Raw genomic sequence first — 26,722 nt, 5'->3', positions numbered from 1 at the left:
GTAGCTTCTCGCATCAGGCCAAGCTGTAACCCTGTATGACCTGGATCAGGATTGGCTGGCGAAACGTTCAACCACGCTGGTGCAACTGACGACTTCTGCGTACTCATCGCGAAGGTTGGCCATTGCCATGTCGTGTACCTCATCGGCACTGCGTGGGTTGCCGGCAAAGTCGGTTTTGTCAAAGGTGTAGCAGGCGTCATGGACCACCAATGTCCCGAACCCCAGGTTGCTGGCGGTGCGCGCGGTGGCCTCGACCGAGTTCTCGCTGGCCACGCCAACAATCACCAGCTGTCTGATACCGCGCACATGGAGCCAGCGTTCAAGTGCCGAGTGACAAAAGGCGTCCGTGACATTTTTTTCCAGCACGTATTCGTGGGCCAGTGGCTGCAGTTCGGGTTGAAACAGCGCACCGCTCTGGCCCGGCGCAAAGACCGAGTCGGGCTGTCTGGAAACATGCCGGATATGCACAAGTGGCCAACCGAGGTTACGCCAGTGTTGTTGAAGTGTGGCGATTTGCTGTTCGGCACCAGGATTGTTACGCGGCAGCTTGACGCGCTGAATGCCCTGCTGCATGTCGATTGTCAGCAGGGCGACGGGTGAGTCGGGCAGGGCAACTGTGGACATGCTTCACCTTTGATCTCTGGGATGTGACTGAGTGACAGTAGCAGGCAAACGAACTGCTGGTTTACAGGTGGTTTTATCGCTTTAGCGGCCTTTTTTCTGCGGCATGGATGCAGGGCTGGCATACTGCTGTTTATCTTGCATGTTGTTGTCCCTCAGCCGCCACCCGAGGAAATCCGGTGAAAAAAATAGCCTTGTTCGCCGATGTACAAAACCTCTACTACACAGTTCGCCAGGCCTATGGCTGCCACTTCAATTATTCGGCATTGTGGGAGCGGGTTAGTCAGAACGGCGAGATTGTCGAGGCCTACGCCTATGCAATTGATCGTGGCGATCCGAAACAGCAGCAGTTCCAGCAGATATTGCGCAACCTCGGCTTCACCGTAAAGCTCAAGCCCTATATCCAGCGCAGTGATGGCTCGGCCAAGGGTGACTGGGATGTGGGCATCACCATCGACATCATGGATGCAGCGACGCGAGTCGATGAGGTTGTACTTGCTTCGGGCGATGGCGATTTCGCCATCTTGCTGGATAAAATTCGTGCCAGCCAGGGTGTTGAAGCCGTTGCTTATGGCGTGCCTGAGCTAACGGCCCAGGCCCTGATGCGTGCAGCCAGCAAATATGTGCCAATTGAAGGCGGTTTATTGCTCAAGTAATGTTTGTGCCTATCCTGAGTCGATACAGTGAAACCTTGGCCCGTTGGCAAAGTCACTATTGAAGCTTGAATATCAGGATTTTAACGTGAGCCCCATTGCTGTTATCGACTTCGAAACCACCGGCATGTCTCCCGAGCAACAAGCTCGTGCCACCGAAATTGGCGTTGCCATAGTGCAAGATGGGCAGATTGTGGCGCGCTATGAGAGCTTGATGAACTCTGGTGCCTGGGTACCGCCGTTCATTCAACAGTTGACCGGCATCAGCAACGCCATGCTGCATGATGCACCACCTGCTGCCCAGGTAATGAACGAAGTCGCCGATTTTGTTGGCGATATCCCGCTGATGGCGCACAACGCCGCTTTTGACCAGAAGTTCTGGGATGCCGAGTTGGCTCTGGTGCGACGCAGGCGCGTCCAGCCGTTCGCCTGTTCCTTGCTGCTGTCGCGTCGCCTGTTGCCACAGGCTCCTAGCCACAAGCTGGGTAATCTCAATCGTTGGGCGCAGTTACCTTCAACCGGTCGGGCTCACCGTGCCTTGGCCGATGCCGAGATGGCGGCGAACCTGACGTGTTACATGAGTACACTGCTCCGTGAACGTCATGGCATTAATGACATATCCCATGAGTTGTTTTGCACCTTGCAGAAAATTCCAGCGGCCCAGATTGGGCAGGTACTTGAAGGCCTTCGTCAGGCTTGAGCTGACGACACCTGAAACCTGACGCGGCCTGCTAAACTACGCGGCATTATTTTTCGCGTTACTTCACCAGGTTATTTGCCATGACTTTTGCCTCGCTCAAGCTTATTGAGCCGCTGCTGCGCACCCTTGACGGCCTAGATTACAAAAACCCGACGCCAGTGCAGGTGCAGGCCATACCGCCGATCCTGCAAGGCCGTGACTTGATGGCCGCGGCGCAAACCGGCACCGGCAAGACCGCAGGCTTTGCCTTGCCATTGTTGCAACGCCTGATGATGGAAGGCCCCAGCGTTGCCAGCAATTGCATACGGGCGCTGGTGCTGGTGCCGACTCGGGAGCTGGCCGAACAGGTCCAGCAAAGTTTCCAGGCCTACGGTCAGCACCTGCCGCTGCGTAGTTATGCGGTGTATGGCGGCGTGAGCATCAACCCGCAGATGATGAAGCTGCGCAAAGGGCTTGATGTGCTGGTGGCAACGCCAGGACGCTTGCTCGACTTGTATCGCCAGAACGCGGTCAAGTTTAATCAGCTGCAGGTGCTGGTCTTGGACGAAGCAGACCGCATGCTCGACCTGGGGTTTGCCCGCGAACTGGATGATCTGTTCAGTGCCCTGCCGAAAAAGCGCCAGACCCTGTTGTTCTCCGCGACTTTCTCCGATGCGATTCGACGCCTGGCCGGTGAGATGTTGCGCGACCCGCTGAGTATCGAGGTCAGCCCGCGTAATGCTGCCGCCAAGTCGGTCAAGCAATGGCTGGTCACTGTGGATAAAAAGCGTAAGGCCGAGCTGTTCCTGCACCTGTACAAAACCAAGCGTTGGCAGCAGGTGTTGGTCTTCGTCAAGACGCGTAAAGGGGTCGATGAGCTCGAGGGCGAATTACAGCGCAACGGTATCAGCGCCGATGCGATTCACGGCGACAAGCCGCAACCGACTCGCTTGCGTGCATTGCAGCGCTTCAAGCAAGGCGAGGTCAAGGTGTTGGTCGCCACCGATGTGGCGGCGCGTGGGCTCGATATTGACGATATGCCGCTGGTGGTCAACTTTGACTTGCCCATTGTGGCTGAAGACTATGTTCATCGCATCGGCCGTACTGGTCGTGCCGGTGCTACGGGGCAGGCGGTATCCTTGGTCTGCGCCGATGAGGTGCAACTGCTGGCGGCAATCGAAAGCATGATCCAGCAAGTCCTGCCGCGTGTGGATGAGCCCGACTTCATTCCCGATCACCGCGTGCCACAAACCGTGGCCGGTGGTGCGGTGATCAAAAAACCAAAGAAAGCCAAAAAACCGAAGGTGGTGGGCGGTAACAAGGCCGGCGGCCTGGGGCGCTGGCTGGAAAGCGATGAGCCTGCAGAGCCACCGATCAAAGCCATCCGCAAGGTGCCAAGTTTCGGCGGCAAACCAGTGAAACGCAGCAAGTAAAGTTTTTGTCAAAGGTGTTGATGTAGCCGCCTTCAATAGCTGCAATTCGTCGGTCGGATCAAGTTTTATCCGCTTCTTTCGGCTTCAAGTACAGCGACCAGGAGCCACATAGTGAGCCAGGACAAAGCCAACTTCTCGACTCAGGTGATCCACGCTGGTGACCAGTCGAGCTATGCCGATAATGCTATTTTCCCGGCGATTGTAACTGCCAGCTCATTTATCCAGCGCAGCCTGGATGAGCCTAGCGAGTACGCATACAGCCGGGTCAGCAACCCGACGCGGCATGCCTATGAAAGTTGCATCGCCCAGCTTGAAGGGGGATCCGGCGCTGTGGCCTGTGCCTCTGGCATGGCTGCGACTTCAACGGTGTTCGAGCTGCTGAAAAAAGACGCCCATGTCATCGTAATGGCTGGCGTCTACGGCGGCACATTCCGCCTGCTTAACGACTACCGCAGCAGAACCTCTGGGGTGACGGTCAGCTATGTCGACCTCAATGACCTGGAAGCATTGGCCGCCAGTCGCACCGACAAGACCCAACTGATCTGGATCGAAACCCCGACCAATCCGATTCTGCAACTGGTCGATATTGCACCGGTAGCCGCATTCGCCCGCGAGCAGGGGATACTGACTTGCGTCGACAACACCTTTTGCTCGCCTTGGAACCAGCGTCCGCTGGAGCATGGGATCGACCTGGTCATGCACTCGGCGAGTAAATACATCGGTGGTCACTCCGACCTGATTGGCGGTGTGGTGGTCGCAGCCAGCGAAGACCTGCTCAAGCGTTTGCGCAACATCAGCATGGCCATCGGTGCGGTGCAGGGGCCCTTTGATTGCTACCTGGCCCTGCGTGGCTTGAAGACGCTGGATGTGCGCATGGAGCGCCAATGCAGCAATGCATTGAGCGTTGCGCAGTTTCTCAGCCAGCACCCGCAGGTCGAAGCGGTGTTTTATCCGGGGCTGGCGAACCATCCGCAATATGCCCTCGGCCAGCGGCAAATGCGCAGCGGTGGCGCCGTGGTGTCATTGCGCTTGAAAGCTGATCGCGCAGGCACTGCACGCTTTATCGAGCAGCTATCGATTTTCGTCCTGGCGGACTCACTGGGCGGGGTCGAAAGCATGATCAACCATTCCTACAGCATGTCGCATTGCTCGTTGAGCCATGAACAAAAAGCAGCGTTTGGGATTACCGAGAATCTGCTGCGGCTGTCGATCGGTATTGAGCATGCCGATGACCTGATTGCAGATCTGCAGCGTGGTTTTGCGGCTGTGTCACCCGAGAAGGCAGGTCAATAAATGACGGATCATGGTATCTGGTCAATCATGCCGCCGCTGCTGACCATTTTTCTGGCCGTCTTTACCCGCCAGGTAATACTGTCACTGGTTGCCGGCGTTATTGCAGGTTTCCTGGTGCTTTCGGACTTCCATATTGGCCCGGCATTGGCAGGTTCGGCGCAGGGCTTGGTGGATGTATTCAAGTCGGATGGCGCGGTAAAGACCCTGCTGTTTGGCTTGATGGTCGGCGCGATTATTCATTTGGCGCGCATCACCGGTGGCATGGCCAGCCTGGTCAAGTTGCTGACTGATCGCGAGCGGGTGGTCAAGGGACCAGTCAGCACGCAATTGCTGGGCATGGCCATCGCGGCATTGATCTTTATCGAAAGTAATTTGTCGCTGCTCACCGCCGGAACAGTGACCAGTGGGCTGGCGAGCAAGTACCGGGTGTCGCGCGAGCAAATGGCCTATGTGATCCAGGGCACCGGGCTTAGTGTGTGGTCGTCGATTCTGTTCAATGGCTGGGGCGCGGCGATGATGGGCGTTATCGCGTTGCAGGTCGGTAAGGGGTTTGTCAGCGGTGAGCCCTTCAGCATTCTCGCTCAGTCAATGCTCTACAACGCTTACGCCTGGGCATCCATTGGCTTTGTCTTGTTGAGTATATTCAGCCGTTTTTCGTTTGCTGGAATGCGTCGGGCAAACGAGCGCGCGGCGCAAGGTATCGAGTTGCGCGAAGGCGCGATTCCCCTGATGGCTGAGTTTGATGAGAGCTCGGTGCGCGAGCCAGGCTCGCACAGTGTCTGGAACCTGCTGCTGCCGCTGCTGGCAATGATTATCAGCGTGCCCATTGGCTTGTATATCACCGGTGATGGTCAGCTGAGCAAGGGGTCTGGCTCGACTGCCGTGCTTTGGGGTGTGCTCTGCGGCCAGTTGGTCGGGGCGGTGCAGTACCTGCTGGTCAAGCGAATCTTTACCCTGGATGAATACTTTCGCGAGCTGTTGGCCGGGTATCAGTCGATGGTGCCTTTGACTGTGGTCATGACGCTGGCATTTCTGATTGGCAATATCAGCGGTGACCTCAATGTCGGCGGTTATCTGGCGCAGCACATCAACGATTATGTGCCTGCCGGGTTATCGGCGGCCTTTGTGTTTGTCGTGGCCTGTGCGATTTCGCTGTCGACCGGTACATCATGGGGCACCTTCGCGATAATGATCCCCATCGGCATCCAGATTGCCGCGGCAACCGGTGTCGATCCATATCCGCTGATTGGCGCGGCGATATCCGGGTCCATCTTCGGTGACTCGATTTCACCGATCAGCGACACCGGTATCGTCACTTCGATGGCCACGCGCAATGATCACATCGACCACATCAACACCCAGCTGCCTTATGGCCTAGCCGCGGGTGCGGTGGCGCTGCTGTTCTTTATTGGTGTTGGTTTATTTTGAGCAGGGGCCAGCCAGCCAGTCGAGCATACCCAGGCCTGCTTGTCGGCCGCTGGCGAAACAGGCGGTGAGCAGGTAGCCGCCGGTTGGCGCTTCCCAGTCAAGCATCTCGCCAGCGCAGAATACGCCGGGCAGCTTGTTGAGCATCAGTTGTCGATCAAGCTCGGCGAATGGCACGCCGCCAGCGGTGCTGATGGCTTCATCAAGCGGGCGGGCCCGAACCAGGGTAATGGGCAAGGCTTTGATCGCCTGGGCCAGACGCGCCGGGTCGTGGAATGCCTCGGCCGCCACCCGTTCACGCAACAATGCTGATTTGACTCCGTCGATATTGGCCTGGCGATGCAGGTGCTTGGCCATTGAGTGTGAACCCCGTGGCTTGCCCAGGGCTGTTTCCAGGCTGGCGATATCGTTGTGCGGCAATAGGTCGAGGTAAATCGTGGCGCTGCCGTGCTGGTTGATCTGCTGGCGGATTTTTGCAGAAAGCGCATAGACCAGGCTGCCTTCGATGCCCTTGGCCGTGAGTACAAACTCGCCTTGTCGTGGCGCATCGCCTGCAAGGTTCAGGCTGACGTTTTTCAGCGGTGCACCGGCAAACTTGTCCTGCAAGAACGGGCTCCAGGCCGCCACTTCAAACCCACAGTTGCTCGGTTGCAAGGGGCTGATTTCAATGCCGCGATTTTGCAACAGCTCAACCCATGCGCCATCAGAGCCCAGGCGTGACCAACTGGCGCCACCGAGTGCCAGCAACGTTGCGTCAGGTGAACATTGAAACTCGCCCTCTGTATTCTTCATGCGTAGCTGGCCGTCATTGGTCCAGCCGAGCCAGCGGTGGCGAGTGTGGATGCTGACGTTGTGTTCACGCAGGCGTTTGAGCCAGGCGCGCAGCAGCGGCGCGGCTTTCATATCAGTCGGAAATACCCGGCCTGAGGTGCCGACAAAGGTCTCGATGCCAAGCTCGTGAATCCAGTTGCGCAAGGCATCGGCGTCAAAGGCTTCGAGTAGCTGGCCGATTTCGTCGCTGCGTTCGGCGTAGCGTTGGATAAACGCGGCTTTGGCTTCGGAATGGGTGATGTTCATGCCGCCAACGCCTGCCAGCAGGAACTTGCGTCCCACCGAGGGCATGGCGTCGAACAAATCGACCTTGATACCGGCGAGCGCCAGCACCTCAGCCGCCATCAAGCCAGTCGGACCTCCACCAATGATGGCAACCTGTGGTGTGGTGGACGTGGCATTGGGAGTCATCGGCTGGTCAATCATATGCGAGGGGAGTAGGCGCGATTCTACACCATGCGCTCGGCCCAAACCTGTGTGGCGCTGTGATGAAGGATGCCGTGGCGGGCCGCGAGTGCCTTGCGGTCTTTATCGTAGCCACCGCCGATCACGCCCATTACCGGGATATTGCGGCCCACGCAGTGCTGCAGTACTGCTTTGTCGCGTGCGGCGACACCTTGGTCGGTGAGCTTCAGGTAACCCAGGGCATCATCCTTATGCACATCGACCCCGGCGTCGTACAGCACCAGGTCGGGCTGATACAGTGGCAGCAGGTAATTTAATGCGTCATCGACCACTTGCAGGTAGTCTCTGTCGCCCATGCCCATCGGCAATGGGATGTCCCAGTCGCTGTCGGCTTTGCGTGCCGGAAAGTTTTTTTCGCAGTGCAGCGATACGGTGATGGCTTCTGGCGTGTCGGCGAGCAGACGTGCGGTGCCATCGCCTTGGTGAACGTCGCAATCGAATATCAATACGCGCTGCACCTTGCCAGCCGCGAGCAGGTAGCGGCTGATCACCGCAAGGTCATTGAAAATGCAAAAGCCTGCGGGGTGATCATAATGGGCATGGTGCGTACCGCCGGCCAAATGGCAAGCCAAACCGTGTTCAAGGGCCAGTTCAGCCGTCAGGATCGAGCCGCCAACGGCGCGCACCGTGCGCTGCGCCAGTGCTGCGCTCCAGGGCAGGCCGAGCCTGCGTTGGTCGGCGTGGGGCAGCTCGCCGCTCATGTAGCGTTCGATGTAGTCCGGGCAATGGGCCAGCGCCAAAATCTCATTGGGGCAAAGGGCGGGGCTATGCAGTTCTTCATCGCTGACTACGCCGCTGTCGATCAGATGGTCATGCAGCAGGCGGAATTTCTCCATGGGGAAACGATGTTCCGCAGGAAACTCCGGGCTGTAGTCAGGGTGATAGACCAGCGGTAGGCGCATACAATGGCTTCTGTAACGGGCTTTTTCAGGGCGTGAGTATGGCGCTGCAATGCATGGCGACTCAAGTGGAGCGCAAATGAACGAGTTGCAAACACAGCGATTAATCCTGCGTCCGTGGCGCGAGGATGATCTACCGGCGTTCGCGGCAATGAATGCCAACCCAGAGGTGATGCGCCACTTTCCAGCATGCATGAGCCTTGATGAAAGTGATGCGCTGGCGCGGCGGATTATCCAGCACTTTGCCGACCATGGTTTTGGCCAATGGGTGGTCGAGCGGGCCGCTCAACCAGGCTTGATCGGTGTAGTGGGCTTGCAGCATGTCAGCTTTTCGGCGCCCTTTACCCCGGCTGTCGAGATTGGCTGGCGACTGGATTCAAGCCACTGGCGCCAAGGCTATGCGCTGGAAGCTGCGCGGGCGGTGTTGCGTCAGGGCTTCACTGAGCTTGGGCTTGAGCAGATCCTGGCCTTTACCGTCCCGGCAAACAGGCCATCGCAGGCTTTGATGCAGCGCCTCGGCATGCAGCATGACCGCCAGGGAGACTTCCAGCATCCGCGCTTGCCGGTTGGCCATGCACTGCGCCGGCATGTGCTTTATCGGCTAACCCGCGAACACTGGCAGCAAGCCCATGAATGACCTGGTCAGGGCGTATCATCAGCTCAGCAAACACCGGCCTGGTCACTTTGCACCCGGCCCCGGTCAGCTCGACTGGGCGACGCAACCCGCACCGTTTCGCCGCTATAACGCGGCGCGCCTGATCGAGTTGTGGCACCGCCCGCTGGAAGAGTCGCCTGCATACGACAGTGCCTTCAGTGAGTCGGCCCAGGTGCCTGCCGAGTTGAACCTGGCAAGTATTTCGCAGCTGTTCTATGACAGCCTGGCGGTGTCCGCGTGGAAGCAGGCGGGCGCGACACGTTGGGCGCTGCGGGTCAATCCGTCGTCCGGCAATTTGCACCCCACCGAAGCCTATGCGCTGATTCCGGCAGGCGCTGTCGACTCCTCCGCCTTGTTGGTGCATTACGCCCCGGATGCCCATGCCTTGGAGGTGCGCGGCGAATTGCCCGCTTCTTTGGCCGAGCAACTGCACAATGCATTGCCAGCGACTGGCTTGCTGGTCGGCTTGAGCAGCATCGCCTGGCGCGAGGCATGGAAGTACGGCGAGCGCGCCTACCGTTATTGCAATCATGACCTGGGCCATGCGTTGGCGGCGCTGGCGATAGCGGCCAACATCCAGGGCTGGCAGGTACGGCGGTTGCATGCTGTTGCCGAGTGGCAGCTCGATACCATGCTCGGGCTGGACCGTCAGGGTTTTGCCGAGGCCGAGCACGCCGACTGCCTGTTGTGGATTGGCCCAGGGCAAAGTGCTGAATTTGCGCTACCCGCAAGCGTGCTTCAGGGGTTGGCTGGCCTTGAGCTTGCTGGAACGCCCAATCGCTTGTCGCGCCAGTACCGTGACTGGCCAGAGTTGCAGCGCATACAGGCGCTCTGCCGTGCGCCAGCGCTGGCCAGGCAAAGCTGGCAAACTGGGGCAGGACGGATGCAGGCAGATAATCCGGGGCTACCGCTGCGGCCTATCTTGCACCGCAGGCGCAGCGCCCAGTCCATGGATGGCAAGACGGGCATTCATGCCGAGTTATTGTTGGCCTGGTTACGTCGCCTCATGCCGAGCAACTCGCCGGTGCCATTTGCCGTCACTGGGGAGCCCGCGCAGGTCGATGTCGTGGTCTTTGTGCATCGGGTGCAAGGTTTGCAGCCGGGACTGTACTGGTTGGCGCGCGTAACGGGCGAGCCGGAGCCCGGCTTGCGTGGCGACTTCAGCTGGCAGCGGGTTGATGACGAGCTACCGCTGTATCGCCTGCTTGAGGGCGATGCACGTGAGCTGGCCGGTTTTTTGTCCTGCGGGCAAGACATTGCCAGCGATGGTTGCGTGGCCCTGGCCATGCTTGCGCGACTTGATAACGCGCTGGCGGCCGGGCAGTGGTGCTATCCGCGCCTGTATTGGGAATGTGGTCAAATTGGCCAATTATTGTATCTGGAAGCAGAAGCAGCAGGCTTATCTGCGACTGGCATCGGCTGCTATTTCGACGATGCCGTGCACGAATTGCTGGGCTTGGCCGACACGCACTGGCAAAGTCTCTACCATTTCACCTTGGGCAAGGCCGTATGGGATGAGCGTCTGACTGCTCAGCCAGCCTATCCAAGGTTACGATTACCGGCCGCAGCGGGCGATGAGGAGCGGATTGATGAGTAAAGTTCTAGATGATCTGGTGGCGTTGCTGAGCCTGGAAACCATCGAGGAAAACCTGTTTCGCGGTGTGAGCCAGGACCTGGGTTTTCGTCAGCTGTTTGGTGGCCAGGTGCTAGGCCAATGCATATCCGCGGCGAGCCAGACCATGGATGACGCCCGGCATGTGCATTCGATGCATGGCTATTTCCTGCGCCCGGGTGATCCAACCCTGCCGATCGTTTATCAGGTTGATCGCGTGCGTGATGGCGGCAGCTTCAGCACCCGACGGGTGATGGCAATCCAGAAGGGCCAACCGATCTTCACCTGCAGTGCATCATTCCAGGCCGACGAGCCTGGCTTTAGTCATCAGATTGAAATGCCGGATATTCCAGGCCCGGAAGACTTGCAGTCCGAGACAGAGCTGGCGCGCCAGGTCGCGCACCTGCTGCCCGAGCGCATGCGCGAGCGGGCCTTGAGTGACAAGCCGATTGATATTCGCCCGGTCACCGTCGGCAATCCGTTCAAGCCGGAAGTTACCGAGCCGGTTAAGTATGTCTGGTTCAAGGCAGATGGCACCCTGCCCGAGAGCCCTGCGCTGCACAAGTACATCCTGGGCTACGCCTCGGACTTCAACCTGCTTACCACCTCGATGCTGCCGCACGGTATTTCGGTGTGGCAGAAGTTTATGCAGGTCGCCAGCCTTGATCATTCCCTGTGGTTTCATTGCAACCTGCGCATGGACGATTGGTTGCTCTACGTCATGGACAGCCCCTGGGCGGGTAATGCCCGTGGTTTCGCACGCGGCAGCGTATTCAACCGCCAGGGCAAACTGGTTGCCTCGGTCGCCCAGGAAGGCTTGATCCGCCTGCGCGAAGACTGGAAATGAGTTTGCACCAAGCCCGTCATTGGGTATTCGACATGGATGGCACCCTGACCCTGGCCGTGCATGACTTCGAGGCGATCAAGCATGCGCTGGAAATTCCGCTTGAGCAGGATATCCTGCACCACCTCGCTGCGCTGCCTGCTGATGAAGCCAAGGCCAAGCACGCCTGGTTACTGGAGCATGAGCGTGAGCTGGCACTCAATGCGCGGCCTGCCCCGGGCGCGGTCGAGCTGCTGCGTGAGTTGGCCGGGCGTGGTTATCAACTGGGTATATTGACGCGCAATGCCCATGAGCTGGCGCTGCTGACCTTGCAGGCCATTGGTGTTGGCGATTGCTTTGCCGCGGCTGACGTGATTGGCCGGGATGAAGCGCTGCCCAAGCCAGACCCCGATGGTTTATTGCATCTGGCGCAGCGTTGGCAGGTCGCGCCCTCGCAGTTGATCATGGTCGGGGATTATCGGTTTGACCTGCAATGCGCCCGTGCGGCTGGTGCCTACAGTGTGCTGGTCAATTTGCCCAGCAACCCCTGGCCAGAGTTGGTTGATCACTTTGCGTTGGACTGCGGCGCGCTGCTCGGTCAGCTCGATGGGCGTTCGAACTAGCCATGGGGCTCGTGTTGCGCAAGGCGCAGCTGGACGACGCTTCAGCGATCAGCACGCTGATCATTGCCGCGATCAGGCAAACCAATGCCAATGACTACCCCGCCGCACTGATCGAGTCCCTGCCCGAGCACTTTTCTGCCGGGCAAATTGCCGCGCGCATGTCGATGCGAGACACCTATGTTGCGCTGGACGCTGGTGTGGTGATCGGCACTGCCAGCCTGGACGACATGACCGTTCGCTCGGTTTTTGTCTTGCCGGAGTATCAAGGACGTGGCGCTGGTTTGGCACTTATGACGCAAATAGAAGCGCTGGCGCTGCAGCGTTCAATCAGCACCTTGAGCGTACCTTCATCGATTACCGCCGAAGGCTTTTACAAGCGCCTTGGCTACGCCACCATTCGTGAGGTGTACGAAGGCGTCGAAAAAATAATCGTCATGACCAAGACGCTTGTGCCCTGACCGGCGTGGGCATTGGTGGGCAAGCTTCGCGTTGTCACGCCTTACGAGTGATGCTTGTTTCGTAGGGAGGACAGCGCTTTTCTGTCCGCCATTTGCAGCACGGAACAGGATTGCTTGGCGCTTTCTGGTGGACAAGCTTCGCGTTATCGCACCCTACATATGGTCATCCTTTGCGTTTGGTTCCAGTGCCTTGATGATCGGGCAGTCTGGGCGATGATCGCCGTGGCAATGATCGCTCAGCTCTTGCAGGGTGTCGCGCAGGCCCGTCAACTCGCGGATTTTGCAGTTGAGCTGCGCAATATGCTCGCCCGCGAGTTGCTTCACATCGGCGCTGGCGCGGTCACGGTCTTGCCACAGGGCCAGCAGCTTGGCGACCTCCGCCAGGGAAAACCCCAAGTCCCTTGAGCGCTTGATAAAGGTCAGGCGGTGCAGGTCATCGGCGCTGTAGATTCGGTAGCCACTGTCGCTGCGCCCAGCCTCTGGCAGCAAGTCGATCGACTCGTAATAGCGAATCATCTTTGCGCTAAGCCCAGTCTTCTTTGCTGCTTGGCCAATATTCATATCAAGTCTCCATCAGGCATTCTTTGCCATACTTCTCGACCGCCACCAGGCATGACTCAGGGGCGCCAGCGTTTCAACATTAAGGCATTGGCCACCACGCTGACGCTGGAAAGCGCCATCGCCGCGCCAGCCACCATGGGGTTGAGGTAACCAAGGGCGGCTAGTGGAATGCCGACTATGTTGTAGGCAAAGGCCCAAAACAGGTTTTGTCGGATCTTGTTAAAGGTGCGATTGCTGATGTCCAGCGCCGCAGCCACCAGGCGTGGGTCGCCGCGCATCAGCGTAATGCCTGCCGCTTGCATTGCCACGTCAGTGCCGCCACCCATGGCGATACCGACATCGGCCGAGGCCAGAGCGGGTGCATCGTTAATCCCGTCGCCGACCATTGCCACCACGCCACCTGTTTTCAGCTGCTTGATGATGGAGGCTTTGTCCGCAGGCAATACATTGGCGTGGAGCGAGTCGATGGCCAGTTGATGGGCGACGTTCTCGACGCTGCCGCGGTTGTCGCCACTGATCAGGTGGGTGTCGATATCCAGCGCCTTCAGTCGGCTGATCGCTTCTTTGGCGCCCTCTTTGAGGGTGTCACCGAAGGCGAATAAACCCAGCACCCGTGGCTGCGGTTTTTGTTCGATCAGCCATGACAGGGTGCGCCCTTCAGCCTCCCAGGCTTCGGCTTTGGCGGCCAGGTCGCCTGGGCCCAAGCCATGCTCTTCGAGCAAACGTCTATTACCAAGGGCAAGGCTGCGCTCAGCCAATGTTCCGGCGATTCCACGACCGCTCAAGGCCTGGCTGGCGGTCACAGCCAGCGGTGTGATGTTTTGTTCAGCACAGGCATCCAGCACGGCCTTGGCCAGCGGGTGTTCGCTAGCGCTTTGCAGGCTCCCCGCCAGTTGCAGCATGTTTTGAGTGTCGCCATCGACCGCTTGCAGGTGGGCCACTTGCGGCGTGCCTGAGGTAAGCGTGCCGGTCTTGTCGAAGGCAACAACATTGACCTTGTGCGCGACTTCAAGTGCTTCTGCATCCTTGATCAAAATACCGTGCCGCGCTGCCACGCCGGTGCCCGCCATTATCGCCGTGGGTGTCGCCAGGCCCAGTGCGCATGGGCAGGCAATCACCAGTACCGCCACGGCATTGAGCAGGGCTGTCTCGACACTGGCGCCAGCGATCAGCCAGCCAATCAGGGTAATCAGGGCGATGCCCAAAACGGCGGGTACAAATACTTGGCTGACTTTATCCACCAGCTTTTGGATAGGGGCCTTGGCGGCTTGGGCGTCTTCAACCAGTCGAATGATTTTAGCCAGCACGGTTTCTGCGCCCAGCGCCGTGGTTTCGATCAGCAGGCGACCTTCGCCGTTGATCGCACCTGCGGTGATTGAGTCGCCTGGTTGCTTGGCCTGCGGCACGCTTTCGCCGCTGATCAGCGCTTCATCTGCATGGCTCTGTCCCTCCAGCACCCTGCCGTCCACCGGAAAACGCTCACCGGGTTTGACCAGGATCTGGTCGCCCAAGGCCAGATCGCCCAGTGCAACCCATTGTTCTTCGCCATCCTTCAAGCGCAGGGCCTGGTCGGGGCGCAACGCCTGCAAGGCACGAATGGCGCTGGTGGTTTGCCGTTTGGCACGGCTCTCCATATATTTGCCGAGCATGATCAGCGCAATAATCACCGTTGACGCTTCGAAGTACAGATGCGGTGTTTGCCCGGCTGGAGTGATCAGCCATTGGTAAAGGCTCAGGCCATAACCGGCGCTGGTGCCGATGGCAACCAGTTGGTCCATGTTCCCGGCACCGGCACGCAATGCTTTCCAGGCAGCTCGGTAGAAGCGGGCGCCAAGGATGAACTGTACCGGCGTGGCGATGGCAAACTGCGCCCAGGCGGGGAGCATCCAATGCACGCCAAATGGTGCCAGGAGCATTGGCAATACCAGCGGGGCGGCCAGCAGCAATGCTGTGACCAATAGCCAGCGTTCACGCCGCAGGTTGTGGCCGACGCTGTCCGGCTGCTCAGCCTGCCCATTGATCAAGGTCGCACTGTAGCCAGCCTGGCTGACGGCATCGACTAGCCGCTTGCTGTCCGTGCCGGGCAAGACCCTGAGTCGAGCCTGTTCGGTGGCCAGGTTGACGTTGACTTCGAGCACACCCGGTTGCTGGGCCAGCGCCCGCTCAATACGGCCAGCGCAACTGGCGCAGGTCATGCCTTGGAGCGAAAGCTCCATGGCTGCACTGGGCACTTGGTAACCTGCGTCTTGAATGGTGTCGAGGAGCGTGCCCAGGCTGTTTGTCGGCGCCTGGATGCGAGCGTATTCGCCGGCCAGGTTTACGCTGACGTCGCTGACCTCAGGCAATTGGCGCAAGGCGCGCTCGACACGTCCGGCACAGCTGGCGCAGGTCATGCCTGCGATAGGCAGGTTGAATGTCTGGGGGGCGGACATGTGGCGATCTCCTTGAAGTTCACCCACATGATCAACCTTACCATCTTGGCAAGGTCAAGTGCTTTGGCAATATTATCGAGCGTGGCTAGTTCATGGAGGGCGCAGGAATCAATTTATAACCGGCATTGGTCTGGCTGATCCTGTAGCGGCTGATTTCCCCGGCTCTGAGCTGCAAGCGCTGGCCGTCCAGTTGGTTGATGCCCGGTTGGCAGGTCTTGTTGCCAACGGTGGCCAAGCGCACCGAGACTTCCCCCGGCGGTAGGTTGAACGAAGCTGACTGGCCCTGATCCAGGCGCGCGGTCAGTTCGTCTTGCAAATACAGGCCAATCTCGCATTGGGTCGACACTTGCAGGCGTTCGCGAGAAATAATCAAAACCGCATAGCCTCCAGCGCGGCTGTAGTCACCAGCCTGTGCAGCGCCGTTCAAGCAACTGGCGGCGATGGCAGTACAAATCACAGATAGGGCTAATCGACGCATATTGATCACCGAAGAGTCAGGACCCGGGCAGAGGGTTAGGGCGCAGCAGGTCATTGCCAAACAGCATAACCGCCAGCGCTTGACCTTCCCAGTGCAGCAAGCTTGATACTGCGCCAAACGATCCTGAATCAGTAACCCTGGAGATTGAACATGCAACTATTCAAAGTCGATGGCATGCGTTGCGGGCACTGCATAAAAGCCATTACCGACGTGATCAAAACCGCTGACGCACAGGCGCAAGTCGAGGTGGATCTGGCAAGCGCCGAGGTTCGTGTAGACAGCATCCTGGATGCAACTCAACTGGGCGCGCTGATCAGCAAGGCAGGCTACGCCGCCCATCTTCAGTAGCGCTTGCTGGTCGATCACGGGACGGATGAGCAAGCTGTCATCCGTCCTGTGCCGGAGGGGGTCAGGCGACGACCGGAATCAGTGGGTCGGCTGCTGCCAAGGCGATCGCGCGATCAGCTACAGGCGGGTAGATCCACTGGGTATTGATCTGGGTCTTAAGCTGTTTGCCTTCCTCTTTTACCAGCTTGACCTGACGATCCCAGCCTTCGGTATACACCGCGCCCCATTGTCCGAGGTCCAGGCAGGTCACGTATTTCTCCTGGCGGTAAGGAACTGGTGCGCTATCAAGCAGGCTTGCCGCCGCGTTATTACCGGCGCTGCGGCCCAGGGCGATGGCGTGCTGGCAGGTCATCAGGGCGTAGTTTCCCTGGTCGTCCGTGGCGGCGTAGGCCACATCTCCCGTGGCGAAGATATCGGCCTGGCCAATCACCTTGAGGTTGGCGTCGACATGCAGGCGCCCCTGGTTGTCACGTTCACCAGCAATTTGCTCGGTCAAGGCGCTGGCGCGCACACCGACTGTCCAGACTACAGTGTTGGCTTCGATGCGCTGGCCGTCAGAGAGGGTGACGCCGCCTGCGTCGACAGCAGTAACCGCAACCCCCAGTTGCCATTCAACACCCAGCTCGGAAGTGGCCTGGGCGATTATCGGGCTGATATTTTCACCCATCGCGGCGCCGACATGCTGGCCCCGGTCAACAATAATCACCCGGATTTTTGCATCCTTGCCCAGCACTTCGCGCAACCGGGCAGGCATTTCAGTAGCTGTTTCGATCCCGGTAAAGCCACCGCCTGCTACCACGACGGTATTACGGGCGGCGGTTTCAGGTTGTTTGGCCAGTGCCTTGATGTGCGATTCCAGCCGCGCAGCTTGTTCGATCTGATCAACGTCGAATGCGTATTGATTGATCCCGGGCAGGTCTGGCCGCGCAACGGCACTGCCAGTCGCCAGGATCAAACGGTCATAAGCGACCTGGTGTTGCTGGCCCTCGGGATCGCGGTAGCTAACGCTTTTACTGGCGGTGTCTATGGCCTGCGCCGAACCTTTGATAAAGGTCACGCCAACGGCGTCGAAAAGCGCATCAAGCGGCGCTTTCATGCTGTGCACTTCCGGCTCATAGAAACGCGGGCGAACACGTAGCTCTGCTTGAGGTGCGAGCACGCTGACTGAAATGTCATTGCGCTTATGTTGATCCAGCAAGCGGGCCGCGCTTAATGCACTCCACATACCCGCAAAGCCTGCACCGAGAATCAAAATCTGCTGTTTCATGGTTAGCTCCAGAATGATAACGAGTTTGAACATATTGATTAGAGCGGCGTCTGGCCGGAGGGCACGACTCCTTGGTGATTCGCTTGCAATGGCTCTGCGAGCTCAAGCACATAACTACGACTATATTGGTCGTAGTTAAAATCGGCAAGCATTATTGCATTACCTTTGGTCGGATGTGCGGGCAGCCTGTGCGCGGAAATGCTTGTGGATGAGTCGGGTGCGTCGCCGGAAACAGCCGTCTTGCTTGTTGCAATGGCGGCTATTTGTTAGATTTACGACCAGATTAGTCGGAGATTGTGATGTCTTTTTACAGTGCGGGCGTTGAGTACGGGATTCATTGCCTGCTGTTTTTAGTGGACGAGCAGGGCAACCCTCGGGAAGCCAGCGTGCGTGACCTGGCCGAGTTGCAAGGTGTGCCGCAAGAATATTTGGCCAAGGTTTTTACCAAGCTCGCCAAGGCGGGGTTGGTGGCGTCAACGGAAGGGGTCAAGGGCGGCTTCAAGCTGGCGCGGCCAGCCGATGAAATCAATGTGCTGGATATAGTGACCGCGATCGATGGACGCAAGGATATTTTTGATTGCCGCGAAATTCGCAGCCGCTGCGCTTTGTTTGCAGGTTCTCCGCCGACCTGGGCGCAGGCTGGCACCTGCACCGTTCATGGGGTCATGCTGACTGCGCAAAAGCGCATGGAGGAGGCGCTGGCACAGCAAACAATCCTCGATATGGCGCGCCGCGTTGGGCGTGTAGTGCCTGAGACGTTTGCCAGCCAGGTCGGTGAGTGGATGGCACAGCGCCGCGAACCCAAGCCCGCGCGCAACGAGGCAATCGAGCATAAGCAGGTGGATTGAGCATCAACTATCAGGACAACTGCGCGAAAATGGTGCGTTTTCGCGTCAGTGGTCTAGGCTTGATGGGTTTGTAGCAATACTGGGCAGGCTGCTATGCCGCTTGCCTCAGCAGCCCGTTGAACAAGGCGGCGAAAACCGGCTTGATGTCTTGATTCAGGTCGAACAGGCTTGGGTCGCGAAGGCAGTCGCTGAGCAGGCCGACAATCAATGCATTGAGCATTCTTGCAGCCAGGCGCGGGGTGACGCCTGGTTGTAAATGCGCAGATATTGAAGGTTGGCTGAAATATTGCTCGCACAATGCAACAAACTGATTGATGAATTCAGTGTGACGATCCATCGCCTCCTGCAGTTCTTCGGTCAATTCACAGCGATGGAGCAAAATTGTAAAGATCCGCTGTTTTTGTGGGTTGAGAGCCAGGTCTTGCAAGGCGTCTACGCACAGGTCACGAAGCGCCAGTATTGGGTTGTTTTCAAAGCCTGTGCACAGTTGCTCGGTTATTTGCTCAATGGGCAAGCGCACCTGGTTGAGCATTTCATGAAACAAATGGGCTTTATTTTCAAAGTGCCAGTACACCGCGCCACGGGTGACACCGGCATGCCTGGCAATATGTTCAAGGCTGGTCTTGGCTACGCCATGCTCCAGGAACAATGTTTCGGCCGCCATGAGAATGGCGGCACGGGTTTTTTCGGCTTCTTCTTTAGTTCGGCGCATGTCGGATTAGTTATTTATGACTAGGCTCAGGTTATTGAAACGATTGTAGATAAATTAGCTGTATAGTTCTATTTACAAACACACCTGTATGTAATTAGCATTCTCGCCTTTAGTTTGCGCGCTGCGTTGTCTCGGAGACACCTATGGTTTTTGCACGTTCTTTCCCGGTCGCCTTGGGATTCCTGGCTTTTTGCACTTTGAGCGCACAGCTTCGTGCTGAAGATGCGCCTCCTGCACCTGAGGTTTCAGTCGAAACAGTTAAAGTCGCACCTCTACCCCTAGAGCTTGAGTACCCGGCTCGCACCGCGGGTTTCCGTGAGATCGAAGTGCGTGCGCAAGTCAGCGGAATTCTTCAGGAACGTACCTACCTTGAAGGTAGCAGCGTCAAGCAAGGCCAGTTGATGTTCCGCATTGACTCGCGTATCTACCAGGCTGCGCTGGCCCAGGCCAAGGGTGCCTTGGCGCAGGAACAGGCGCGCTATCGTCAGACCGAGCGTGACCTCAGGCGTATCCGCGAGCTGCAGAAAAAAGGCTATGCCAGCGAGAGCGAACTGGATAACGCTGTCTCCAACTTCGAGCAAAGCAAAGCCAATATCCAGGCTGCCAAGGCCGAAGTGCAGGCCAAGCAGATTGATCTCGACTACACCACAGTTACCGCGCCGATTTCGGGTATCACCAGCAAGGAAACAGTCTCCGAAGGCAGCTTGATGGTCGCTGGTGACCCTAATGCGAGCCTGTTGACCAAGATTACCCAACTGGATCCGATCTACGTCAACTTTGCCGCGCCTGACAGTGATGTCGAAAGCATGCGCAATGGATTGGCTGATGGCTCATTGGTGCTTGATGGCGAGGCCGTGCGCGTTGGTATCACCTATGGTGACGGTTCGACCTACCCGCTGGAGGGCAAGGTCAACTTTACCGATAGCCTGATCGACCGCAGCACCGGCACCGTCAGCACTCGTGCAGTGGTACCCAATCCGAAGCAGACCCTGTTGCCCGGGCAGTTCGTTCGCGTGCAGATCAAGGGTATCTCCATACCGAATGCGCTGACCGTTGCTGAGCGTGCAGTCGCGCAAGGGCCGAATGGCACCTTTGTCTATGTCGTCGATGACAAAGGCGTTGCCCGTGTGCGTCAGGTCAGCGTAGGTCGGACCTCAAAAGGTCGCTGGGTGATCAAGTCCGGCGTCAGCGCGGGGGACAAGGTCATTGTCGAAGGCCTGACCAAGGTTCGCCCGGATACACCTGTCAAGGTCGCGTCGGACGTTGCCGCCGCTGATAAGAAATCGTAAGGGGTATCTAGGTGATTTCTCGTTTCTTTATTGAACGACCGGTTTTCTCAACGGTTATTTCGGTGGTGATAGTGCTCGCAGGCCTGATGGCCATGCGCTCGTTGCCAGTTGCCCAATACCCACAAATTCTCCCGCCGCAGGTGTCGGTGACCGCAACCTACTCGGGAGCGAGTGCGCAGGTTATTGCCGAGACAGTAGCCGCGCCACTCGAACAAGAGATCAACGGCGTCGAGGGCATGATTTACCAGCAGTCAAACTCGGGTGGCAACACCATGAGTTTGTCGGTCTACTTTCAGGTTGGCAGTGATCCCGACCAAGCCACAATCGACGTCAACAACCGGGTGCAGGCTGCATTGGCCAAGCTGCCCGAAGAGGTCCGTCGCCAGGGCGTGAAGGTGGAGAAGAAGTCTTCCGACATTCTTCAGGTAGTGACCTTGTTTTCACCGGATGACTCCCGTGATCCGGTGTTTATCAGTAACTACGCCCTGATCAACGTGATCGATGAGTTGAAGCGCCTGCCCGGTGTGGGGGACGTCACCCAGTTCGGTTCCAAGGACTATTCGATGCGTATCTGGCTGCGGCCGGACAAGCTGGCCCAGTTCAACCTGACGCCGACTGACGTGGTCAATGCCATTCGTGAACAGAACTCGCAGTTCGCCGCTGGTAGCTTTGGCCAGCAGCCGCTGAAAAAAGAGCAGGACTTTACCTATACCGTTACCACTCAGGGGCGTTTTTCCAAGCCTGAAGAGTTCGAGAACGTTATTCTTCGTTCCGATGCGACAGGTGCAAGCCTGCGTTTGAAAGACGTCGCGCGAGTCGAGTTGGGGGCTCAGGACTATTCCCTGATGACCTCGATGAATGGCCAGCAGAACGCTGCGTTCGGTGTGTACCTGCAGCCGGGAGCCAACGCGCTGGACACCGCCGAGGCGGTTCAGGCAACCATGGCGCGGGTATCGAAGAATTTCCCGGACGGCATGGCGTATAAGATCCCATACGACACCACCAAATTCGTAAAGGTATCGATTGAAGAGGTTATTCACACCTTTTTCGAAGCACTGGTGCTGGTTGTACTGGTGGTGTTTATCTTCCTGCAAAACTGGCGAGCAACCCTGATTCCGGTACTGGCTATTCCAGTCTCCTTGATCGGTACCTTTGCCGGTATGTATGCCTTGGGCTTCTCCATCAACCTGCTGACGCTGTTTGGTCTGGTGCTGGCAATCGGTATCGTGGTGGACGATGCCATTGTGGTACTCGAGAACGTCGAGCGGGTCATGGCAACCGACAAGATTGGCCCGAAAGAAGCCACCATCAAGGCCATGGAGGAAGTGACGGGGCCAATCGTGGCCATCGTTCTGGTGCTCTGCGCGGTGTTCGTACCGGTGGGGTTCCTCGGAGGCCTGGCCGGGGAGATGTATAAACAGTTTGCGGTGACCATTGCCGTATCGGTAGTGATCTCGGGCATCGTCGCCTTGACCTTGAGTCCGGCACTTTGCGCCTTGTTGCTTAAACCCGATCACCAGGAGCCTGCTGCACCGTTTCGCTGGTTTAACCGTGGGTTTGACAAGTTCACCAGCGGCTATACCTCGGGTGTGCGTTTCTTCCTCAAGCGTTCGGCCATCGGTTTGCTGCTGTTTGGCGGCATGATAGTGCTGATGGTGATGCTGTTTGGCCGGGTGCCTAGCTCGCTGGTGCCGGATGAAGACCAGGGTTATGTGATCAACGCCTACTTCTTGCCTCCAGCCGCGTCGCTGACCCGGACCGAGAAGCTTACAGGCGATGTGACCCAGCAATTGATGAAGCATCCAGCGGTGGAAGATGTGGTGACCTTTGCCGGTTTCGACATCTTGACTTTCGGTACCCGCAGTAACGCTGGTGTGTCCTTTGTGCCCTTGAAAGATTGGAGCGAGCGCACCACTCCAGAGCTTGATGCACGCAACCTGACCCATGAGTTCATGGGCATGGGCGCTTCGCAGAAAGACGGTGTGGTACTGACCTTCAACCCGCCACCTATTACCGGCATGAGCACCACCGGTGGTTTCGAAGGCTACATTCAAGACCGTAGCGGCGGCACCACGGAGCAATTGGCCAGCAAGGTCAAGGAGTTCCTTGCTGCGGCGAGCAAACGTCCGGAACTGGCCGGCTTGCAAACCACCTTTAACGCTGATGTGCCGCAGTACTACATCGATCTGGACCGTACCAAGGCGCGTTCGCTTGGGGTTGCTGTCAGTGACGTATTCACGGCGATGCAGTCGACCTTCGGCAGCTACTATGTCAACGACTTCAGCCTCTATGGACGTACCTGGCAGGTTAGCCTGCAGTCAGAGCCTGAGTTCCGCCGCAAGCCGTCGGACTTGTCCCAGGTCTATGTGCGTTCGGCCTCCGGTGACCTTGTGTCATTGGCGTCGCTGGTCAAGGTCGAGCGTATTCTGGGTCCTGACACCTACGCCCGCTTCAACGTATACCCATCGGCGAAAATTCTCGGTGGGCCTGCTCCAGGCTATAGCTCGGGTCAGTCGTTGCAAGCCATCCAGGAAGTGGCCAACGAAGTGCTTGGTAGCGACTACAGCATCGGGTGGACAGGTTCGGCATTCCAGGAACTGGAAACCCAGGGGTCGGGTAGCCTGGCCTTTGTATTCGGCCTGATCATGGTGTTCCTGATTCTGGCTGCCCAATACGAGCGCTGGACATTGCCGCTTGCGGTTGTCACCGCTGTGCCTTTTGCGGTATTCGGTGCGATTCTCGCGGTTTGGCTGCGCGGCATTGAGAACGATGTGTACTTCCAGGTCGGGTTGATTACCCTCATTGGCCTGGCGGCGAAGAACGCAATTCTGATTGTCGAGTTTGCGGTGATGCTGCGCCGTGATGGCTTGGGTATCTTCGAGGCGGCACTGGAGGCTGCGCGCCTGCGCTTCCGGCCAATCGTGATGACCTCGCTGGCATTTATCCTCGGTGTTGTACCGCTGGCCATCAGCAGTGGTGCGGGCTCTGCTAGCCGACACTCGATTGGTACCGGGGTAATCGGTGGCATGTTGGCGGCAACGTTGCTGGCGACCTTCCTGATTCCAATGTTCTTTATGCTGGTTGAGTCCCTTGGCGAAAAACTCAGCAAAAAGGGCAAGAAGGACCAGCCCGCACATAGCGACTCGGTTTAATCATGAAGTAAAACAACGCCGCCATTCGCAAGAGTGGCGGCGTTGCTGTTTGTATTATTGGCGCAAGGCTGCTCTGACAGAGGCCGCGAGCAATTGCCTCGCTTCTCTCTGGCCTGGCAGGACTGTACTAAAGTTCGCTCAGGCAAAGCCATTGCACGCAGCCCCGGGCTCTGGCGCAGTCTTTCCCTGACGGTTCCGTTGCGCGGTAAATACCTGTTTTTGGCTTAATGCAGAGCGTTTCATGAAATTATCGACCTTACTGATACTCGGCGCTCTCAGCGCTTTTGGGCCATTGGCAATTGATTTCTATTTGCCGAGCTTCCCGAGTATTGCCAGCGCATTTGCAACCGATGTCGAGCATGTACAGCAATCGCTTGCGGTGTACTTCCTTGGCTTGGCGATTGGGCAGCTCGTCTACGGGCCACTGGCCGATCGTTTTGGTCGCCGCAAGCCATTACTGATTGGCGTCAGCCTGTTTTCGCTGGGGTCGTTGGCCTGTGCGCTGGCGCCCAGCCTTGAGTGGCTGATCGCCGCGCGTTTTGTTCAGGCCCTGGGCGGATGCGCAGGCATGGTGATTTCGCGCGCTGTGGTGCGTGATCTCTGCGACCCGATCACCTCGGCAAAAGTGTTCTCGCAACTGATGCTGGTGATGGGGCTGGCGCCGATTTTGGCGCCGGTGCTGGGCGGGGTGTTGCTGGGCACTTTTGGCTGGCAATCGATTTTCGTCTGCCTGACTATTTTCAGTGTGCTGTGTTCGGTCGCGGTTTGGCGTGGGCTGCCGGAAACCTTGGATAACACGCATGCGAGTGCGCCTTTGTCGGGTGCGCTCGGGGCCTATCTGCGCTTGTTTTCTGATTGGCCATTTATTGGTCACGCGCTGACAGGCGGATTGGCCGTGGCGGGAATGTTTGCCTATATCGCCGGTTCTCCCTTTGTCTTTATTGAGCTTTATGGTGTACCCGCCGAGCATTATGGCTGGGTTTTCGGCAGTAATGCGGCAGGCTTTATTCTGATGGCACAGGTCAATGCCTGGCTGGTCGCCAAGCATGGACCAAGCTATTGCTTGCGCCGGGTTGTCTGGTTTTACCTGGCCTGCGGTTCGGCGTTGTTGATTATCGCCCTGAACCAGCCTGAGCATTTGTGGCCGCTGCTGATTCCATTATTTGGTTGCATCGCCAGCTTGGGGGTTCTGCTCCCGAATGCTTCCGCCTGCGCGATGGCTGGGCAGGGACGTCATGCAGGTAGCGCTTCGGCGTTGCTGGGCAGCCTGCAGTTCTCTATTGCTGCCAGTGCCGCAGCGCTCGTGAGCTATTTGCATAATGGCACTGCATGGCCAATGGCTTTGGTTATTTTTGGCTGCGCATTGCTGGCTGCATTGTGCTCGCGCTTTACCGTCTGGGCTGAGCACCGCGCAGGTTATCCGGCGATCTAGGATTTCGCTGGAATGGTTATTTCAGGAACCCCGATTGCCTGAAGCGTCCGTTTGCTGGGACTGCCCATCGTCAGGCAGGTCGTGTGGTGCCTGCAGGCGTTCCAACAGGGTGGAGGCAAAGTTACGTGCATCAGCTTCATTGTTGAACGTGACTTTATGACCGTCAAAAATAACCTGCCAGCGCGAATCCTGACTTTGGCTGAGTGGGCTGATCCGGATATCCATATGGTTCGCCTCCTGCGGTTGGTCGAACCAGTTTAGACTTGGGATATGAAATTTCACTGACGCAAATCAATTTCGCGTTTGGCAGTTAGAATCGATAATTTGAATATTTTTGCTGTGTGAGCGCTGCCCGACCAGCACCAGCAAAGGGCTTGGCCGGCAGCTAAACGCCACCGGCTTGCCGTTAGAACCCTTCCAGGACGATCTTGCCCTTGGTCTTGCCTGACTCGAGAAGTGCATGTGCACGGCGCAGGTTCTGGGCATTGATCACGCCGTAGTGTTCGCCAAGCGTTGTCTTGATCGCTGCGGTATCAACCAGCTCCGAAACTTTATTGAGCAGGCGGCCCTGTTCGATCATATCGGCCGTTTCGAACAGCGAGCGGGTGAACATCAGTTCCCAATGCAGCGAAAGACTCTTGCGCTTGAGTTGCATGATATCCAGTGGCTCAGCCGGATCATCAATCAACGCCAGGCGGCCCTGTGGCGCGAGTGCCTCAACCAATTGGGCAAAGTGCTGGTCGGTCTGGGTCAGACTGGCAACATGGCTGACATGCTCAAGACCGATACGCTGCAACTCCTGATGCAATGGCTGGCTATGGTCGAGTACATGATGGGCACCCAGTTCACGCACCCAGGCCTGGGTTTCCGGGCGCGAGGCTGTAGCAATTACGGTCAAGCCAGTCAGCGTGCGGGCCAGTTGGATCAGCATCGAGCCCACGCCACCAGCGCCGCCTACAATCAACAGGCTTTGGCCCTGGTCAATGCTGCCCTGGGTGATTTGCAGGCGGTCGAACAACAGTTCCCAGGCGGTAATGGCCGTCAGGGGCATGGCGGCCGCTTCTGCAAATGACAGGCTTTTGGGCTTGTGGCCGACAATGCGCTCATCCACCAGGTGCAGTTCGCTGTTGGCGCCCGCACGGTTGATCGCACCTGCGTAAAACACCTGGTCGCCGGGCTTGAACAGGCTGACATCCGCACCGACCGCCTTGACCACGCCAGCTGCGTCCCAGCCGAGTACCTTGGGCTGAGCGTTTTCCGGGGCGACGTTCCGGCGGATCTTGGTGTCCACCGGGTTTACCGAAATCGCCTTGACCTCGACCAGCAAATCACGCGGGCCCGGAGTGGGCGCGGCAAGCTCTAAATCGACCAGCGACTCTTGGTTATCTGCCGGCAGGGATTGGTAGTAAGCAACTGCTTTCATGGTTGGCTCCTCAGGCAATCTGGGTTAGTAACTTGATTTCAACGCCCTGCAGCAGTTCGCTACAACTCGTCGAGAAATGTTGGTAGTGCGCGGTTTGCTTGTGTTCTTCAAGTGCGGCTGCGTCACGCCATTGTTCGATCATGACGAATACTGCGGGCGCGTCCTGTTGCTGGTGAAGGTCGTATTGAATGCAAGCGGTTTCTTCGCGGCTGGCAGCAACCAGTGTGCGCAAATGTGCTTCCACCTGTGCCTGGTGCTGGGGAAGTGCGGTGATCGTGGCGACTAAAGCCAATGTTCTACTCATGATTGA

26 protein-coding genes are annotated in these 26,722 nt (G+C 57.9%); 15 read left to right on the top strand and 11 right to left on the bottom strand.

Going from position 1 to position 26,722, the window contains the following annotated elements; translation table 11 throughout:
- Positions 1 to 45: 45 nt before the first annotated feature.
- Entirely contained in the window at positions 46 to 624 is a 579-nt protein-coding gene (locus tag CHB79_RS14995; protein ID WP_089360515.1) for a cysteine hydrolase family protein, read from the bottom strand.
- A gap of 176 nt (positions 625 to 800) precedes the next feature.
- Between CHB79_RS14995 and CHB79_RS14990 the strand changes: the two genes are divergently transcribed.
- The 5 genes from CHB79_RS14990 (at position 801) to CHB79_RS14970 (ending at position 6,107) form a co-directional block, all read left to right on the top strand.
- Positions 801 to 1,277, top strand: coding sequence for an NYN domain-containing protein (locus CHB79_RS14990; RefSeq protein ID WP_010487307.1), 477 nt, complete (start codon positions 801 to 803; stop codon positions 1,275 to 1,277).
- 85 nt (positions 1,278 to 1,362) lie between these two features.
- Entirely contained in the window at positions 1,363 to 1,974 is a 612-nt protein-coding gene (locus CHB79_RS14985) for a 3'-5' exonuclease (protein WP_089360514.1), read from the top strand.
- Positions 1,975 to 2,054: 80 nt separating this feature from the next.
- Complete coding sequence (gene rhlE1, locus CHB79_RS14980; RefSeq protein ID WP_010487311.1) at positions 2,055 to 3,386, top strand: RNA helicase RhlE1; 1,332 nt, start codon at positions 2,055 to 2,057, stop codon at positions 3,384 to 3,386.
- 111 nt (positions 3,387 to 3,497) lie between these two features.
- Positions 3,498 to 4,679: a trans-sulfuration enzyme family protein gene (locus tag CHB79_RS14975; protein WP_089360513.1), complete on the top strand. Its 1,182-nt coding sequence runs from the start codon at positions 3,498 to 3,500 to the stop codon at positions 4,677 to 4,679.
- Positions 4,680 to 6,107, top strand: a complete 1,428-nt coding sequence (locus tag CHB79_RS14970) for a Na+/H+ antiporter NhaC family protein (protein WP_089360512.1) — start codon at positions 4,680 to 4,682, stop codon at positions 6,105 to 6,107. It begins immediately after the preceding gene.
- On the opposite strand, the gene CHB79_RS14965 is transcribed toward CHB79_RS14970, so the two are convergent.
- Both CHB79_RS14965 and CHB79_RS14960 read right to left on the bottom strand, forming a co-directional pair.
- The gene (locus CHB79_RS14965; protein WP_176443202.1) at positions 6,099 to 7,346 is read right to left on the bottom strand and encodes a TIGR03862 family flavoprotein; all 1,248 of its coding nucleotides are present in this window, start codon (positions 7,344 to 7,346) and stop codon (positions 6,099 to 6,101) included. The genes CHB79_RS14970 and CHB79_RS14965 overlap by 9 nt on opposite strands.
- Before the next feature lie 38 nt (positions 7,347 to 7,384).
- Positions 7,385 to 8,302 (bottom strand): histone deacetylase family protein, encoded by a 918-nt coding sequence (locus CHB79_RS14960; protein ID WP_089360510.1) that lies wholly within the window; start codon positions 8,300 to 8,302, stop codon positions 7,385 to 7,387.
- Between the two features lie 76 nt (positions 8,303 to 8,378).
- Between CHB79_RS14960 and CHB79_RS14955 the strand changes: the two genes are divergently transcribed.
- From CHB79_RS14955 to CHB79_RS14935, 5 genes are read left to right on the top strand one after another with little or no spacing between them, the layout of a single operon-like run.
- Positions 8,379 to 8,936, top strand: a complete 558-nt coding sequence (locus CHB79_RS14955) for a GNAT family N-acetyltransferase (protein ID WP_089360509.1) — start codon at positions 8,379 to 8,381, stop codon at positions 8,934 to 8,936.
- Positions 8,929 to 10,551 (top strand): nitroreductase family protein, encoded by a 1,623-nt coding sequence (locus CHB79_RS14950; protein ID WP_089360508.1) that lies wholly within the window; start codon positions 8,929 to 8,931, stop codon positions 10,549 to 10,551. The genes CHB79_RS14955 and CHB79_RS14950 overlap by 8 nt, the downstream gene beginning before the upstream one ends.
- Positions 10,544 to 11,413, top strand: coding sequence for an acyl-CoA thioesterase II (gene tesB / locus CHB79_RS14945; RefSeq protein ID WP_089360507.1), 870 nt, complete (start codon positions 10,544 to 10,546; stop codon positions 11,411 to 11,413). Before CHB79_RS14950 ends, tesB begins: the two co-directional genes overlap by 8 nt.
- Positions 11,410 to 12,012: an HAD family hydrolase gene (locus CHB79_RS14940; protein ID WP_089360506.1), complete on the top strand. Its 603-nt coding sequence runs from the start codon at positions 11,410 to 11,412 to the stop codon at positions 12,010 to 12,012. Before tesB ends, CHB79_RS14940 begins: the two co-directional genes overlap by 4 nt.
- Positions 12,013 to 12,014: 2 nt before the next feature.
- A complete protein-coding gene (locus CHB79_RS14935; protein ID WP_089360505.1) occupies positions 12,015 to 12,470 on the top strand; it encodes a GNAT family N-acetyltransferase in 456 nt (151 codons plus the stop codon).
- A gap of 153 nt (positions 12,471 to 12,623) precedes the next feature.
- Here the strand turns inward: CHB79_RS14935 and cueR are convergent, their stop codons facing one another.
- The 3 genes from cueR to CHB79_RS14920 all read right to left on the bottom strand — a co-directional run bounded on the left by cueR (position 12,624) and on the right by CHB79_RS14920 (position 15,941).
- On the bottom strand, positions 12,624 to 13,031 hold the full coding sequence (gene cueR / locus CHB79_RS14930) for a Cu(I)-responsive transcriptional regulator (RefSeq protein WP_089360504.1): 408 nt from the start codon (positions 13,029 to 13,031) through the stop codon (positions 12,624 to 12,626).
- A gap of 56 nt (positions 13,032 to 13,087) precedes the next feature.
- Positions 13,088 to 15,463, bottom strand: a complete 2,376-nt coding sequence (locus tag CHB79_RS14925) for a heavy metal translocating P-type ATPase (RefSeq protein WP_089360503.1) — start codon at positions 15,461 to 15,463, stop codon at positions 13,088 to 13,090.
- Positions 15,464 to 15,548: 85 nt separating this feature from the next.
- A complete protein-coding gene (locus CHB79_RS14920) occupies positions 15,549 to 15,941 on the bottom strand; it encodes a hypothetical protein (RefSeq protein WP_089360609.1) in 393 nt (130 codons plus the stop codon).
- Between the two features lie 150 nt (positions 15,942 to 16,091).
- On the opposite strand from CHB79_RS14920, the gene CHB79_RS14915 reads away from it, so the two are divergent.
- Positions 16,092 to 16,289, top strand: coding sequence for a heavy-metal-associated domain-containing protein (locus CHB79_RS14915; protein ID WP_089360502.1), 198 nt, complete (start codon positions 16,092 to 16,094; stop codon positions 16,287 to 16,289).
- A 61-nt stretch (positions 16,290 to 16,350) separates the two neighbouring features.
- On the opposite strand, the gene CHB79_RS14910 is transcribed toward CHB79_RS14915, so the two are convergent.
- Positions 16,351 to 17,556 carry an NAD(P)/FAD-dependent oxidoreductase gene (locus tag CHB79_RS14910; protein ID WP_010487337.1) on the bottom strand — a complete coding sequence of 402 codons (1,206 nt, stop codon included), beginning with the start codon at positions 17,554 to 17,556 and terminating at the stop codon, positions 16,351 to 16,353.
- Positions 17,557 to 17,855: 299 nt separating this feature from the next.
- Here CHB79_RS14910 and CHB79_RS14905 point away from each other — a divergent pair, with 299 nt between their 5' ends.
- A complete protein-coding gene (locus CHB79_RS14905) occupies positions 17,856 to 18,404 on the top strand; it encodes an RrF2 family transcriptional regulator (protein ID WP_089360501.1) in 549 nt (182 codons plus the stop codon).
- Positions 18,405 to 18,495: 91 nt separating this feature from the next.
- Here CHB79_RS14905 and CHB79_RS14900 read toward each other — a convergent pair whose 3' ends face one another.
- On the bottom strand, positions 18,496 to 19,116 hold the full coding sequence (locus CHB79_RS14900) for a TetR family transcriptional regulator (RefSeq protein ID WP_010487341.1): 621 nt from the start codon (positions 19,114 to 19,116) through the stop codon (positions 18,496 to 18,498).
- A gap of 143 nt (positions 19,117 to 19,259) precedes the next feature.
- Between CHB79_RS14900 and CHB79_RS14895 the strand changes: the two genes are divergently transcribed.
- The 3 genes from CHB79_RS14895 (at position 19,260) to CHB79_RS14885 (ending at position 24,989) form a co-directional block, all read left to right on the top strand.
- Entirely contained in the window at positions 19,260 to 20,405 is a 1,146-nt protein-coding gene (locus CHB79_RS14895; RefSeq protein ID WP_089360500.1) for an efflux RND transporter periplasmic adaptor subunit, read from the top strand.
- Positions 20,406 to 20,416: 11 nt separating this feature from the next.
- A complete protein-coding gene (locus tag CHB79_RS14890; protein WP_089360499.1) occupies positions 20,417 to 23,557 on the top strand; it encodes an efflux RND transporter permease subunit in 3,141 nt (1,046 codons plus the stop codon).
- A 241-nt stretch (positions 23,558 to 23,798) separates the two neighbouring features.
- Entirely contained in the window at positions 23,799 to 24,989 is a 1,191-nt protein-coding gene (locus CHB79_RS14885; protein WP_089360498.1) for a multidrug effflux MFS transporter, read from the top strand.
- A gap of 21 nt (positions 24,990 to 25,010) precedes the next feature.
- Here CHB79_RS14885 and CHB79_RS14880 read toward each other — a convergent pair whose 3' ends face one another.
- The 3 genes from CHB79_RS14880 to CHB79_RS14870 form a co-directional block, all read right to left on the bottom strand.
- Positions 25,011 to 25,271, bottom strand: coding sequence for a hypothetical protein (locus tag CHB79_RS14880; RefSeq protein WP_425439605.1), 261 nt, complete (start codon positions 25,269 to 25,271; stop codon positions 25,011 to 25,013).
- A 124-nt stretch (positions 25,272 to 25,395) separates the two neighbouring features.
- Positions 25,396 to 26,412, bottom strand: a complete 1,017-nt coding sequence (locus CHB79_RS14875; protein WP_089360496.1) for a zinc-binding alcohol dehydrogenase family protein — start codon at positions 26,410 to 26,412, stop codon at positions 25,396 to 25,398.
- A gap of 10 nt (positions 26,413 to 26,422) precedes the next feature.
- Entirely contained in the window at positions 26,423 to 26,716 is a 294-nt protein-coding gene (locus CHB79_RS14870) for a putative quinol monooxygenase (protein WP_245851505.1), read from the bottom strand.
- Between the last annotated feature and the right edge of the window lie 6 nt (positions 26,717 to 26,722).

Origin of the sequence: Pseudomonas segetis (assembly GCF_900188155.1) — a bacterium.
Classification (GTDB): Bacteria; Pseudomonadota; Gammaproteobacteria; order Pseudomonadales; family Pseudomonadaceae; genus Aquipseudomonas; species Aquipseudomonas segetis.
The sequence above is the reverse complement of the archived record's forward strand: the minus strand, read 5'-3'. Positions and strand labels throughout refer to the sequence as shown.

Coding starts and splice junctions, on each gene's coding strand:
- CHB79_RS14995 (WP_089360515.1), bottom strand. CDS start 624: ATGTCCACAGTTGCCCTGCCCGACTCACCCGTCGCCCTGCTGACAATC.
- rhlE1 (WP_010487311.1), top strand. CDS start 2,055: ATGACTTTTGCCTCGCTCAAGCTTATTGAGCCGCTGCTGCGCACCCTT.
- CHB79_RS14970 (WP_089360512.1), top strand. CDS start 4,680: ATGACGGATCATGGTATCTGGTCAATCATGCCGCCGCTGCTGACCATT.
- CHB79_RS14965 (WP_176443202.1), bottom strand. CDS start 7,346: ATGACTCCCAATGCCACGTCCACCACACCACAGGTTGCCATCATTGGT.
- CHB79_RS14960 (WP_089360510.1), bottom strand. CDS start 8,302: ATGCGCCTACCGCTGGTCTATCACCCTGACTACAGCCCGGAGTTTCCT.
- CHB79_RS14955 (WP_089360509.1), top strand. CDS start 8,379: ATGAACGAGTTGCAAACACAGCGATTAATCCTGCGTCCGTGGCGCGAG.
- CHB79_RS14950 (WP_089360508.1), top strand. CDS start 8,929: ATGAATGACCTGGTCAGGGCGTATCATCAGCTCAGCAAACACCGGCCT.
- tesB (WP_089360507.1), top strand. CDS start 10,544: ATGAGTAAAGTTCTAGATGATCTGGTGGCGTTGCTGAGCCTGGAAACC.
- CHB79_RS14940 (WP_089360506.1), top strand. CDS start 11,410: ATGAGTTTGCACCAAGCCCGTCATTGGGTATTCGACATGGATGGCACC.
- CHB79_RS14935 (WP_089360505.1), top strand. CDS start 12,015: ATGGGGCTCGTGTTGCGCAAGGCGCAGCTGGACGACGCTTCAGCGATC.
- cueR (WP_089360504.1), bottom strand. CDS start 13,031: ATGAATATTGGCCAAGCAGCAAAGAAGACTGGGCTTAGCGCAAAGATG.
- CHB79_RS14925 (WP_089360503.1), bottom strand. CDS start 15,463: ATGTCCGCCCCCCAGACATTCAACCTGCCTATCGCAGGCATGACCTGC.
- CHB79_RS14920 (WP_089360609.1), bottom strand. CDS start 15,941: ATGCGTCGATTAGCCCTATCTGTGATTTGTACTGCCATCGCCGCCAGT.
- CHB79_RS14915 (WP_089360502.1), top strand. CDS start 16,092: ATGCAACTATTCAAAGTCGATGGCATGCGTTGCGGGCACTGCATAAAA.
- CHB79_RS14910 (WP_010487337.1), bottom strand. CDS start 17,556: ATGAAACAGCAGATTTTGATTCTCGGTGCAGGCTTTGCGGGTATGTGG.
- CHB79_RS14905 (WP_089360501.1), top strand. CDS start 17,856: ATGTCTTTTTACAGTGCGGGCGTTGAGTACGGGATTCATTGCCTGCTG.
- CHB79_RS14900 (WP_010487341.1), bottom strand. CDS start 19,116: ATGCGCCGAACTAAAGAAGAAGCCGAAAAAACCCGTGCCGCCATTCTC.
- CHB79_RS14895 (WP_089360500.1), top strand. CDS start 19,260: ATGGTTTTTGCACGTTCTTTCCCGGTCGCCTTGGGATTCCTGGCTTTT.
- CHB79_RS14885 (WP_089360498.1), top strand. CDS start 23,799: ATGAAATTATCGACCTTACTGATACTCGGCGCTCTCAGCGCTTTTGGG.
- CHB79_RS14875 (WP_089360496.1), bottom strand. CDS start 26,412: ATGAAAGCAGTTGCTTACTACCAATCCCTGCCGGCAGATAACCAAGAG.
- CHB79_RS14870 (WP_245851505.1), bottom strand. CDS start 26,716: ATGAGTAGAACATTGGCTTTAGTCGCCACGATCACCGCACTTCCCCAG.